We start from the raw sequence: 11,937 nt of genomic DNA, 5'->3' as shown, positions 1-11,937 counted from the left end.
GATTATGTTTTTGCGCCACCTCGTTATTTTCAGCTTCATCGCCCTGCTCGCCGGTTGCGCGGGCTTCGGCGCCCGTGAATCGGTCCAGGGTCAAGGCAACACGGCCCAATGGCGCGAGCACAAACAGCAACTGACCGGCCTCGACGGCTGGCAGATCAACGGCAAAATCGGTATCCGCGCGCCAAAAGATTCGGGCAGCGGCACGTTGTTCTGGCTGCAACGCCAGGATTACTACGACATCCGTCTCTCCGGCCCGCTGGGTCGTGGCGCGGCCCGCTTGACCGGCCGCCCGGGCAAAGTCTCGCTGGAAGTGGCCAATCAGGGTCGCTATGACGCGCAGACCCCGGAAGCCCTGGTTGAAGAACAGCTGGGTTGGAAATTGCCGGTATCCCATCTGGCATGGTGGGTTCGCGGGCTCCCGGCCCCGGACAGCAAAAGTCGCCTGACCCTCGACGTCGACAGCCGCCTGGCCAATCTCGAACAGGATGGCTGGCAGGTCGAGTATCTGAGTTATGCCGAGCAAAACGGCTACTGGCTGCCCGAGCGGATCAAACTGCACGGCACCGACCTTGATGTCACGCTGGTGATCAAGGAATGGCAACCACGCAAACTGGGGCAGTGAACATGACTGCGCCACGCCTGAAATTGCCCTCGCCCGCCAAGCTCAACCTGATGCTGCACATCCTCGGTCGTCGTGAAGATGGCTACCACGAGTTGCAGACGATTTTTCAGTTCCTCGATTACGGCGATGAAATCACCTTCGCCGTTCGCGACGATGGCGTGATTCGGTTGCACACCGAATTCGCCGACGTCCCTCACGACAGCAACCTGATCGTCAAAGCCGCCAAAAAACTTCAGGAACAATCCGGTTGTTCACTGGGTGTCGACATCTGGATCGAAAAAATCCTGCCCATGGGCGGTGGAATCGGTGGCGGCAGCTCGAATGCGGCGACCACATTGCTGGGCCTCAATCATCTTTGGCAACTGGGTTGGGATGAGGACCGGCTGGCCGCGCTGGGCCTTACGCTAGGCGCCGACGTCCCGGTTTTCGTGCGTGGCCATGCGGCTTTCGCCGAGGGTGTGGGGGAGAAACTCACCCCTGTAGAGCCCGAAGAACCGTGGTATCTCGTGCTCGTGCCGCAAGTATCTGTAAGTACAGCAGAAATTTTTTCAGATCCACTGTTGACACGTAACACTCCTCCCATTAAAGTGCGCCCCGTTCCCAAGGGAAACAGTCGAAATGACTGCTTGCCGGTGGTAGCAAGGCGTTATCCAGATGTACGTAACGCATTGAATTTGTTAGGTAAATTTACCGAAGCAAAACTCACCGGAACTGGAAGTTGTGTGTTTGGGGGCTTCCCAAGCAAAGCTGAAGCTGATAAAGTCTCGGCCCTTCTGACAGAGACCCTTACAGGGTTTGTAGCAAAAGGAAGCAACATTTCGATGTTGCATCGCAAGCTGCAAAGTCTGCTCTAAAGGAATCGATTACTGGGTAATCGTTGCAACAGATACAGGGGCGTCGCCAAGCGGTAAGGCAGCAGGTTTTGATCCTGCCATGCGTTGGTTCGAATCCAGCCGCCCCTGCCATTTTCTATACTCATCCAGGTTACCCTCAGCCTCTAGGTACTGCGCGTGTCCAAGATGATGGTCTTTACGGGGAACGCTAACCCCGATCTGGCTCGGCGTGTTGTACGTCAGCTGCATATCCCTCTCGGTGACATCTCTGTCGGTAAGTTCTCCGACGGCGAAATTACTGCCGAGATCAATGAAAACGTTCGCGGTAAAGACGTTTTCATTATTCAGCCGACTTGCGCTCCGACCAACGATAACCTGATGGAACTGGTAGTGATGGCTGATGCCTTCCGCCGCTCCTCGGCTACTCGTATCACTGCTGTTATTCCTTACTTTGGTTATGCCCGTCAGGATCGCCGTCCGCGTTCCGCACGTGTGGCTATCAGCGCGAAAGTCGTTGCTGACATGCTTACTGTAGTCGGCATCGACCGTGTTCTCACGGTTGATCTGCATGCTGACCAGATTCAGGGCTTCTTCGATATTCCGGTAGATAACATCTACGGCTCCCCGGTACTGGTGGATGACATTGAAGATCAGCGCTTCGAAAACCTGATGATCGTGTCCCCGGACATTGGTGGCGTCGTGCGTGCACGGGCTGTTGCCAAATCCCTGGGCGTGGACCTCGGGATCATCGACAAACGCCGTGAGAAAGCCAATCACTCTGAAGTGATGCATATCATCGGTGATGTCGAAGGGCGTACCTGTATTCTGGTCGATGACATGGTCGATACCGCCGGCACTCTGTGCCACGCGGCCAAGGCCTTGAAAGAGCATGGCGCTGCCAAGGTTTTCGCCTACTGCACGCACCCTGTGCTGTCGGGTCGGGCGATCGAAAACATTGAAAATTCCGTGCTGGACGAGCTGGTGGTAACAAATACCATCCCGCTGTCCGCTGCAGCACAAGCCTGTGCGCGTATCCGTCAACTGGATATCGCACCGGTAGTTGCCGAGGCGGTCCGCCGCATCAGCAATGAAGAATCGATCAGTGCGATGTTCCGTTAAGGGCCCTGCCCTTTTCATTACATCTCGTTGACGAAAAGCGCCCCGCCCCGGCATTCCTGTCGGGGCGGGGCTTTTTTGCCCATATCGCCTTTTAAGCGCTGGTCGCAAACGCTGGGGCGAATGTGGTTATTTTGGAGATACAACATGAACGATTTTACTCTGAATGCTGAAGTGCGTTCCGACCTGGGGAAAGGTGCGAGCCGCCGCCTGCGTCGTCTCGCAAGCCTGGTTCCAGCTGTAGTTTACGGTGGCGACAAAGCCCCTGAATCCATCAGCATGCTGGCTAAAGAAGTTGCCAAACTGCTCGAAAACGAAGCGGCTTACAGCCACATCATCGAGCTGAACGTTGGCGGCACCAAGCAAAACGTAATCATCAAGGCTCTGCAGCGTCACCCGGCAAAAGGCCACGTGATGCACGCTGACTTCGTACGCGTTGTAGCTGGCCAGAAACTGACCGCTATCGTGCCTGTACACTTCGTTGGCGAAGCTGCTCCGATCAAGAAAGGCGGCGAAATTTCGCACGTTGTTTCTGAAATCGAAGTTTCGTGCCTGCCGAAAGACCTGCCTGAATTCATCGAAGTTGACCTGGCTGATGCCGAAGTCGGCGCGATCATTCACCTGTCTGACCTCAAAGCCCCTAAAGGCGTTGAGTTTGTTGCTCTGGCTCACGGTAACGACCTGGCTGTTGCCAACGTTCACGCTCCACGTGTTGCTCCAGAAGCTGCAGAAGGCGCTGCAGAGTAATTTCACTCTGTACGCCGGAGTGACCGGAACATCGCGGACTAGAGCGTAGCGAGAAAGCGGGCGAGAACGCGGAGTTTACATAATGGTAAATGAGCACTTGTCGTCCACTTTCGCCGCACACCCTGATCGCGGCGATGTTATCCATCACTTCAAGGAAGGGCCCCTATCGTGACTGCCATCAAACTGATCGTTGGCCTGGGAAATCCAGGCGCTGAATACGAACAGACCCGGCATAACGCAGGGGCCCTTTTTGTTGAGCGCATCGCGCACGCGCAGGGTGTCAACCTTGTGGCCGATCGCAAGTATTTCGGCCTGACCGGGCGCTATTCGCATCAGGGTCAGGATGTTCGTCTGCTGATTCCCACCACCTACATGAACCGCAGCGGCCAGGCCGTCGCGGCACTTGCCGGCTTCTTCCGCATCAAGCCTGAAGAAATCCTGGTGGCGCATGACGAACTCGATCTGCCTCCGGGCGTTGCCAAGCTCAAACAGGGCGGCGGCCATGGCGGTCATAACGGGTTGCGCGACATCATCGCGCAACTGGGCAATCAGAATACCTTTCACCGCTTGCGGCTTGGCATTGGCCACCCGGGCGTTGCCAGTATGGTTTCAAATTTCGTCCTGGGTCGTGCGCCACGCGCCGAACAGGAAAAACTCGATGCCAGCATCGACTTTGCCCTCGGCGTGCTGCCGGATATCCTCGCCGGTGAATGGAACCGCGCGATGAAAAACCTGCACAGCCAGAAGGCCTGACTCACTCCTCGGGGAAAACACCATGGGATTCAATTGCGGCATCGTCGGCCTGCCTAACGTCGGCAAGTCCACCCTATTCAACGCCCTGACCAAATCCGGGATCGCGGCCGAGAACTTCCCCTTCTGCACCATCGAGCCGAACACCGGTATCGTGCCGATGCCGGATCCGCGCCTGGAAGCCCTGGCAGCCATCGTCAATCCAAAGCGCATCCTGCCGACCACCATGGAATTCGTCGACATCGCTGGCCTGGTTGCCGGCGCCTCGAAAGGTGAAGGCCTGGGCAACAAATTCCTCGCCAACATCCGCGAGACCGATGCCATCGCCCACGTGGTCCGCTGCTTCGAAGACGAGAACGTGATTCACGTCTCCAACAGCGTCGACCCGAAACGCGACATCGAAATCATCGACCTGGAACTGATCTTCGCCGATCTCGACAGCTGCGAGAAGCAACTGCAGAAAGTCGCCCGCAACGCCAAGGGTGGTGACAAGGACGCCGTGGTCCAGAAAGGCCTGCTGGAGCAACTGATCGCTCACTTCACCCTCGGCAAGCCAGCGCGCACGCTGATGAAGAACATGGGCGCCGACGACAAAGCGGTGATTCGTGGCTTCCATCTGCTGACCACCAAGCCGGTCATGTACATCGCCAACGTCGCTGAAGACGGTTTCGAGAACAACCCGCTGCTGGACATCGTCAAGGCCATCGCCGAAGAAGAAGGCGCCATGGTGGTTCCGGTCTGCAACAAGATCGAAGCCGAAATCGCCGAACTGGAAGACGGCGAAGAGAAAGACATGTTCCTCGAAGCATTGGGCCTCGAAGAGCCTGGCCTGAACCGCGTAATCCGCGCCGGCTACGAAATGCTGCACCTGCAGACCTACTTCACCGCTGGTGTCGAAGAAGTCCGCGCCTGGACCGTCCGCGTCGGTGCCACCGCACCACAAGCCGCTGGCGTGATCCACACCGACTTCGAAAAAGGCTTCATCCGCGCCGAAGTCATCGCCTACGACGACTTCATTCAGTACAAGGGCGAAGCCGGCACCAAAGAAGCCGGTAAATGGCGCCTGGAAGGCAAGGATTACATCGTTAAAGACGGCGACGTGATGCACTTCCGTTTCAACGTGTAACGGTGACCGTGGATTTACACGGAACTCGATAGACTAAAAATCCCCGCAATCACTCGCTGATGCGGGGATTTTTGCGTCTTGGGGTCACCATCCTCCTCCATTGTGATCTGGGTTGTTGAAGGACAAGCCCTACAAGCTCACCGACGGAAAAGGGCTGCGCCTATGGGTCAAACCCAACGGCTCAAAAGAGTGGCGCTACCGTTTCGAGCTTCGAAGCTCTCGGCGCGTGTCGAGGCTGACACTCAGCCTGTTTGAAAACCGGTAGCCCGTGATAGCTGCTGATACGCCGCCACCAATTGTTCCAGGGTAAACGCCAGATTGCGCCCGCTGGGGTTGGGCAGCACCCAGACAACCGCATTGCCGAAGGTCTCGGGCTGAAGCCCCCACGCAATGATCTTCTGCCCGGACAGTCCCGAATAAGCCGCTTTGCCGAGAAACGCTACATGGCGTGGATTGTAGCGGGCAATCTTCTGCTCGAAATCGACCGCGGCGGCGACGAATTCCTGCGCCGACACTTGATCCGCCCGCGCGGTTGGCCGTGCTACCACCGCCGTCAATCCGCACTGGTACTGAAGAATTGAGCGGTCGTTTTCCGGGCGTATTTCTTCGGCCGTGAACCCGGCCAGATGCAGCGTGCGCCAGAACCGATTGCTGCGCCCGGCAAAATGATGCCCCTGCTCCGCCGCAAGCAGGCCGGGATTGATGCCGCAAAAGACCACTGACAGATCTTCCGCGAGAATATCGTCGAGGTCGTTCATGGTAGCGCTCAGCCGCAGATGACGATGACGGCGTTACGCACGATCGCGGCCAGCTCTTCACGGGATTTGCCCGCCCGGGCGCGGATCGAAATGCTGTGCAGCAGCGAAGAGGCGATCACCGCCAGCGCGGCCAGGTCGCTATCAGGTTTCAGTTCGCCGGCCTCGATCGCCGTTTGCAGGCGCGCTTCAAGGTCAGCATCCAACTGGCTGAGCCTGGCCGACAGCACATTGCGGATTTCCGGGTCTTCGACAGCCTCGGTGGTCGCCGTGCCGATGGCAAAGCAGCCACGGGGCTGTCCGTCGCCCGAGAAGTAGATCGCCAATTGCCCTTCATAAAAACCGGTCAGCGCCTGCGCCAGGGTCAGGCTGTTGTCGGTCAATGCCGCCTGCATGGCGGTATGCGCGGTGTCCCAGTATTGATCGAGTGCCTTGATGTAGAGCGCATGTTTATCGCCGAACGCGGCGTACAGGCTTGGCCGGTTCATTCCCGCCGCCGTGGCAATGCTGTCCAGCGAAGCGCCGGAGTAGCCGGTGTTCCAGAACACGCCAAGGGCCTGTTGCAGCGCTGTCTGCGGGTCATACGCGCGAGGTCGGCCGCGGCCTTTTCCTTCTGTCGTTTTATTTTGTGCCATACCGTACAAATTCCTTGCAAGGAGTAGAAGCCGCTCATATTCTTACACCATCGCACAAAATTAAGAAACCAGAAATTCCTTGGTCAGCAGCTTTGTTGTAGTGCAGCTCGAATCGGGTGTGGCAACGACGAAACAGCGGTACGGAGCGATCCTCCCCCACCGCGTACGGATTTGATTTCTCGCAGCAATTAATCACGTCGCGGCCACAGGCGATTGCCCGGGTCGGCCCGATGTCCCGTTTTGGCTTCAGCACCTTGGATAGAGCAGATCATGACCAAGCCAATTGATCTCACCGCAGAACACGCCAGCGCCCAGCCGATCCGGGATCTGGCGGGCACACCGCCGAAAAAGCCACTCAAGCAAAAGCTGCGGCCACTGCTGATGGCTGGCCTGCCCGCGCTGTTCGCCGTCATCGGTTACAGCCAATACAGGGCGAACGAGCCTTTCGTGTCCACCGACAACGCCTATGCCCGCGTGGCCAAGTCGTCGATCAATGCGCGGGTTTCCGGGCAAGTGGTCGAGGTCGCCGTTGACGACAACCAACCCGTGCGCAAGGGACAAGTGCTGTTTCGCATCGACGCGCAGCCGTTTCAGATTGCTGTCGACCGCGCCGAAGCCCAGCAGGGCAACGCTCGCCTGCGCATCGATGGCCTCAAGGCCAGCTATCGCCAGCAACAGGCCGAACTGCAATCGGCGCGGGCGTCGGCGGAATACGATCAGAAAGAGTTCGCCCGCAAGAAAGCGCTGATTGCCACCGAGTTCGTCTCGCGGGCTGCCTATGAGCGCGCCGAGACCGACCTGAAAGTCTCGCGCCAACGCATCGCTTCGATCGAGCAACAGATCGCCAGCACCGTGGTCGCTCTCAACGGCGATCCGGACATCGCCATCGACCGTCACCCGACCGTGCGCGAAGCCAAGGCCCAGCTCGACGAAGCGCAACTCTATCTGTCCTACGCCACGGTGACCGCGCCGGCCGACGGCATCGTCGCCAAGGTCGACGACTTGCAGGTTGGCAATTACGTCAACAACGGCAGCGCCGCGTTCGCGTTGATTTCCGATCGCGAGATCTGGGTCGAAGCCAACTTCCGCGAAACCCAGGTCACGCATATGCGCCCCGGCCAGACCGCGACGATCACCCTCGATACCTACCCGGATCGGCCGTTCAAGGCTCATGTAATCAGCATGAGCCCCGGCGCCGGGGCCGACTTTGCCCTGCTGCCGCCAGAGAATGCGACCGGCAACTGGGTGAAGGTGGTGCAGCGGGTGCCGGTGCGTCTCGAACTCGACGACGCCGACCCGGCCCTGCCGCTGTTCTCCGGCACCAGCGCAACAGTTCAGGTCGACACCGGGCACCGTACGCCGTGGTGGTATCCGCTCAAGTCATTGCTCAGCGCGGGTAACTCGTGATGAACACCATCTCTCACACCAAGGCTGCCGATCTGCGCGCGCTGCGCTTCGTCGCTCTGCTGGCGACCTACCTGCAATCGGTGAATCTGCCGCTGCCCAATGCTGCCCTGCGCTTGATACAAGGCAGCCTGTCGATGACCGACGATCAGGCCGGGTGGATTTTCACGGCTTATCTGGCCGCCAGCGCGATCACCTTGCCGATTGCCCAGTGGCTCGCCGCATCGTACGGATTGAAGCGGGTTTATCAGATTGCGCTGGTGTTGTTTGCGCTCAGCCTGTGGCTCGGCACGTTAGCGAGCACGCCGCTGGAGTTCATCGCCGCGCGCATTCTGCAAGGCTTGGCCAGCGGTGTACTGGCACCGCTGTCGATGGCGATTGCCCTGGAAACGCTGCCTGCGGAAAAGCGTCCTGCGTTCGGGGCGAAATGGACGGCGCTGGTGCTGTTCGGCATCGTCAGCGGCCCGGGCATTGGCGGCTTGATCTGCGAGTACTTCGACTGGCGGCCGATGTTCTACCTCAGCCTGCCGTTGACGGGGTACATCTTCATGGTGGTGGCGTTGCTGCTCGCGGAGAAAAAAGCCGATCAGCGTCCGCCGTTCGATTTCTTCGGTTTCGGCACCTTCACCCTCGGCATGATCGGCCTGCAGATGCTCCTCGACCGTGGCGAACGCCTGGACTGGTTCGACTCGGTGGAAATCTGGATCGAAGCGCTGGCCTGCGTGCTCGGGCTGTACCTGTTCGCCGTGCATCGGTTGACCGCCAAGGTGCACTTTGTCAGCAAGGCTTTGCTCGCTGACCGCAACTTCGTGCTGTCGACGGTGATGTTCTTCGCCCTCGGCTTTGTACTGCTGTCGACCATGGCGCTGACCTCACCGATGCTCGACGAGATCCTCGGCTACCCACCGGACACCACCGGGTTCCTGACCATTCCACGCGGCATTGGCTTGGTTGGCGCGTTCCTGTTGATGGGCCGTGTGCCGCTGTGGATCGACACCCGTGTGTTAATCGCCGCTGGCATTGCCCTGGTGGTCTACGCCAACTGGCTGATGCTCGGCTACTCGCCGTTGATGGACTGGACACCCGTGGCGCTGACCGGGTTCATCCAGGGGGTCGGCCTCGGCGTGCTGATGCCGGCGTTGAGCAAGGTCGCTTTCAGCACGATCAACCCAGCATTGCGCCCGGAAGCCACCGGCCTTTTCAACTTGATGCGGGTCTACGGCAGCACCCTCGGTGTGGCGGTGGTGCAGATCTTTTTCTTCAACAACACCCAGGCGATGCACGTGGCGCTGGTCAGCCAACTGACGCCCTATCGCGTGACGCTGCCGACGTCGCTACCGGCGCTGGAAGGTTTGAACCACCTGGTGACCCATCAGGCCGCGTTCGTCGCGTTGATGGGCCAGTTCAAGATTCTGATGCTGGCGATGCTCGTGGTGAGTCCGCTGGTGTTGTTGCTGCGCAAACCTGCTGCGGCCAACTGATATTCGTGGAGTCTGCAAAATGAAAACGTCTACGCGCTTCACTCACTCTGCAATCCCCAGCGCCTTCAGTGCATTGGCCATATTGGTAATGCTCTCGGCCTGCACCGTCGGACCCGATTTTCAACGCCCCGCCGCCGGTTCGTCGCAGCACTATGATCAGCAAGCCGAACAATCGTCTGGCGATCAACGCTTCGATATGGGCCAACGCATTCACGGCGATTGGTGGACAGCGCTGCGCTCACCGAAACTCGATCAGCTGATGCGCCGCGCCATCGACGGCAACCTCGAACTGGTCGCGGCTGACGCGACTCTGCGCCAGGCCGCCGCCTCCGTTGCGGTGGCGGAAGGTGCGCGGTACCCGCAAGTGGACTTCGCCGCGGCGGGCGGTCGGCAACGGACCCACAATGGGCCGGAGCCGAGCGTTGCCAATGTCTATGCCATCGGACCACGAGTCGCATTCGATCTGGATGCCTTCGGCGGCATCAAACGCGAAGTCGAAGGCCAACAGGCGTTGGCCGATTTACACAAGCATCGCTATGAAGCGGCCTACCTCACGTTGACCGGTGAAGTGACCCGACAGGCGTTGCTGCTCGCCTCGGCCAACGCGCAGATCGAGGCTGTGCAAACGCTGCTGGCCAATGACACAAAAAACCTTGATCTGGTGCAGCGCGCACAACAGAGCGGCACCACGACGCGCATCGATGTGTCGCTGGCCGAAACCCGGCTCGCGCAGGATCGCACCCTGCTGCCGCCGCTCGCCCAGCAGCGCGATGCGGCGCGACATGCGTTGTCGATTCTCGCAGGCAAAGGCCCGGCCGACTGGATCGCGCCGGACTTCACCCTCGACGAGTTTGCCTTGCCGACGAGTCTGCCGGTGAGCCTGCCCTCGGAAATGGCCCGCACCCGTCCGGACATCTTGCAGGCCGAAGCCGAACTGCACATGGCTAGCGCGGCCATAGGTGTGGCCACGGCCAATCTCTATCCGCGGATCGAACTGTCGGCCTCGCTGGCTCAAGCGGCCTCCGGCAATGGCGGCGCCGCACTGTGGGGTTTTGCTGCCGGACTGACCGCACCGATCTTCAATGGCGGCACACTCAAGGCCGAGCGTCAGGCAGCAGTCGATGGCTACAACGCCTCGCTCGCACGCTATCAACAGACGGTGATTCAGTCGTTCGGCCAGGTCGCGGACACCTTGCAGGCGATCCATCACGGCGCCGAGCAATACCTCGCGCAGGATGATGCGTTGCGCGCCGCCGACAGCAGTTTCCGGCTCAACCAACAGGCTTACGCCCAAGGCGAAAACAGCGTCCTGCAAGTGCTCGAGGCCGAGCGTGCGTACGAGCAGGCGCTGCTTGGGCAGATTCAAGTGAAGACCGCGCGTTATCTCGACACGGTGCAACTGTTCGTGGCGCTGGGCGGCAATTCCGTCGGTGTCTTCGAGCAAAAACTCGCCGCGCGTGCAGGCAACGAGCAAACACCGCTGTAACCACCGACATTGGAGAAAAACCATGACCTACGAAGCCTTTCACGATGAGCTTCGCGACACCCGCTGGCCGCTCAACAACGGCGCAGGCGCTATGCCGGCCGTTGGCTTCGGCACCTTGTTCCGCGATCCGAGCACGACCACTGAAGCGGTCAAATGCGCGTTGGAGGTGGGTTTTCGCCACTTCGACTGCGCCGAGCGTTATCGTAATGAAGCGCAGATCGGCGTGGCGTTCCAGCAGGTCTTCGCCGCCGGCCACATTCGCCGCGAAGACGTGTTCATCACCACCAAGCTGTGGAACACCAATCACCGGCCCGAGCGGGTCAAGCCTGCATTCGAAGCAAGCTGCCAACGGCTGCAAACCGACTACATCGATTGCTACCTGATCCACACGCCATTCGCTTTCCAGCCGGGTGACGATCAGGACCCGCGGGACGTGTTCGGCCACGTTATATACGATGGCGAGATCACCTTGCTCGATACCTGGCGTGCGCTGGAAAGCCTGGTGGATGAAGGCCGCTGCAAATCCATCGGCTTGTCGGACATCACCCTGGAGGCGCTGAAAAAGATTGTTGCGGCGGCACGGATCAAACCGGCCGTGGTGCAGATTGAGTCGCACCCGTACCTCCCGGAATGGGAAATGCTCGAGTTCTGCCAACAGCACGGCATCATCCTTTTGGCCTTCGCGCCACTGGGGCACGGGATGGAGCCGAATGTGCTTGAAGAGGCAGTGCTGACCGGCATCGCCCGGCATGTGCAGAAGACCCCGGCGCAAGTGGCACTGGCGTGGGCGGTGCAACGTGGCACGGCATTCCTGACGACGTCGGCAACGCCCAGCCATATTCAGGAGAACTTTGATATCGCGACATTGGCGCAGCGGGCGATGCGTGAGATCAAGGAAGACATCAGCACGCGGATCCGCTTCAATTCGGTGGTGGAAACCGGGGTGCCCGGGTTTATTCCGAGGCGTCCGGCTTGAAGTGCA

The 11,937-nt window shown here is 59.5% G+C and carries 13 protein-coding genes and 1 tRNA gene; 12 read left to right on the top strand and 2 right to left on the bottom strand.

Features of this window, described 5'->3' with window-relative positions; translation table 11 throughout:
• Positions 1-4: 4 nt before the first annotated feature.
• The 8 genes from lolB to PMI30_RS31975 all read left to right on the top strand — a co-directional run bounded on the left by lolB (position 5) and on the right by PMI30_RS31975 (position 5,459).
• Positions 5-622, top strand: coding sequence for a lipoprotein insertase outer membrane protein LolB (gene lolB / locus PMI30_RS09055; protein ID WP_008011961.1), 618 nt, complete (start codon positions 5-7; stop codon positions 620-622).
• Between the two features lie 2 nt (positions 623-624).
• On the top strand, positions 625-1,476 hold the full coding sequence (gene ispE, locus PMI30_RS09060) for a 4-(cytidine 5'-diphospho)-2-C-methyl-D-erythritol kinase (RefSeq protein ID WP_008011960.1): 852 nt from the start codon (positions 625-627) through the stop codon (positions 1,474-1,476).
• Between the two features lie 36 nt (positions 1,477-1,512).
• Positions 1,513-1,587: transfer RNA gene (locus tag PMI30_RS09065), tRNA-Gln, on the top strand.
• A gap of 45 nt (positions 1,588-1,632) precedes the next feature.
• Positions 1,633-2,574, top strand: coding sequence for a ribose-phosphate pyrophosphokinase (locus PMI30_RS09070; RefSeq protein ID WP_003171603.1), 942 nt, complete (start codon positions 1,633-1,635; stop codon positions 2,572-2,574).
• 144 nt (positions 2,575-2,718) lie between these two features.
• Positions 2,719-3,318 (top strand): 50S ribosomal protein L25/general stress protein Ctc, encoded by a 600-nt coding sequence (locus PMI30_RS09075; RefSeq protein ID WP_008011958.1) that lies wholly within the window; start codon positions 2,719-2,721, stop codon positions 3,316-3,318.
• A 168-nt stretch (positions 3,319-3,486) separates the two neighbouring features.
• Positions 3,487-4,071, top strand: a complete 585-nt coding sequence (pth, locus tag PMI30_RS09080) for an aminoacyl-tRNA hydrolase (RefSeq protein WP_007905795.1) — start codon at positions 3,487-3,489, stop codon at positions 4,069-4,071.
• 22 nt (positions 4,072-4,093) lie between these two features.
• Positions 4,094-5,194, top strand: a complete 1,101-nt coding sequence (ychF, locus tag PMI30_RS09085; protein WP_008011955.1) for a redox-regulated ATPase YchF — start codon at positions 4,094-4,096, stop codon at positions 5,192-5,194.
• 112 nt (positions 5,195-5,306) lie between these two features.
• On the top strand, positions 5,307-5,459 hold the full coding sequence (locus PMI30_RS31975) for an integrase arm-type DNA-binding domain-containing protein (protein WP_443216309.1): 153 nt from the start codon (positions 5,307-5,309) through the stop codon (positions 5,457-5,459).
• On the opposite strand, the gene mug is transcribed toward PMI30_RS31975, so the two are convergent.
• Both mug and PMI30_RS09095 read right to left on the bottom strand, forming a co-directional pair.
• Positions 5,437-5,952 (bottom strand): G/U mismatch-specific DNA glycosylase, encoded by a 516-nt coding sequence (mug, locus tag PMI30_RS09090; protein WP_008011953.1) that lies wholly within the window; start codon positions 5,950-5,952, stop codon positions 5,437-5,439. The genes PMI30_RS31975 and mug overlap by 23 nt on opposite strands.
• An 8-nt stretch (positions 5,953-5,960) precedes the next feature.
• On the bottom strand, positions 5,961-6,584 hold the full coding sequence (locus PMI30_RS09095; RefSeq protein WP_008011952.1) for a TetR/AcrR family transcriptional regulator: 624 nt from the start codon (positions 6,582-6,584) through the stop codon (positions 5,961-5,963).
• 270 nt (positions 6,585-6,854) lie between these two features.
• Here PMI30_RS09095 and PMI30_RS09100 point away from each other — a divergent pair, with 270 nt between their 5' ends.
• From PMI30_RS09100 to PMI30_RS09115, 4 genes are read left to right on the top strand one after another with little or no spacing between them, the layout of a single operon-like run.
• Entirely contained in the window at positions 6,855-7,991 is a 1,137-nt protein-coding gene (locus PMI30_RS09100; protein ID WP_008011950.1) for an HlyD family secretion protein, read from the top strand.
• Positions 7,991-9,469, top strand: coding sequence for a DHA2 family efflux MFS transporter permease subunit (locus PMI30_RS09105; protein ID WP_008011947.1), 1,479 nt, complete (start codon positions 7,991-7,993; stop codon positions 9,467-9,469). Before PMI30_RS09100 ends, PMI30_RS09105 begins: the two co-directional genes overlap by 1 nt.
• Positions 9,470-9,488: 19 nt before the next feature.
• Complete coding sequence (locus tag PMI30_RS09110) at positions 9,489-10,955, top strand: efflux transporter outer membrane subunit (RefSeq protein WP_008011946.1); 1,467 nt, start codon at positions 9,489-9,491, stop codon at positions 10,953-10,955.
• Positions 10,956-10,977: 22 nt separating this feature from the next.
• Entirely contained in the window at positions 10,978-11,931 is a 954-nt protein-coding gene (locus tag PMI30_RS09115) for an aldo/keto reductase (RefSeq protein WP_008011944.1), read from the top strand.
• Positions 11,932-11,937 lie beyond the last annotated feature (6 nt).

This window comes from Pseudomonas sp. GM50 (assembly GCF_000282375.1).
Classification (GTDB): Bacteria; Pseudomonadota; Gammaproteobacteria; order Pseudomonadales; family Pseudomonadaceae; genus Aquipseudomonas.
The sequence above is the reverse complement of the archived record's forward strand: the minus strand, read 5'-3'. Positions and strand labels throughout refer to the sequence as shown.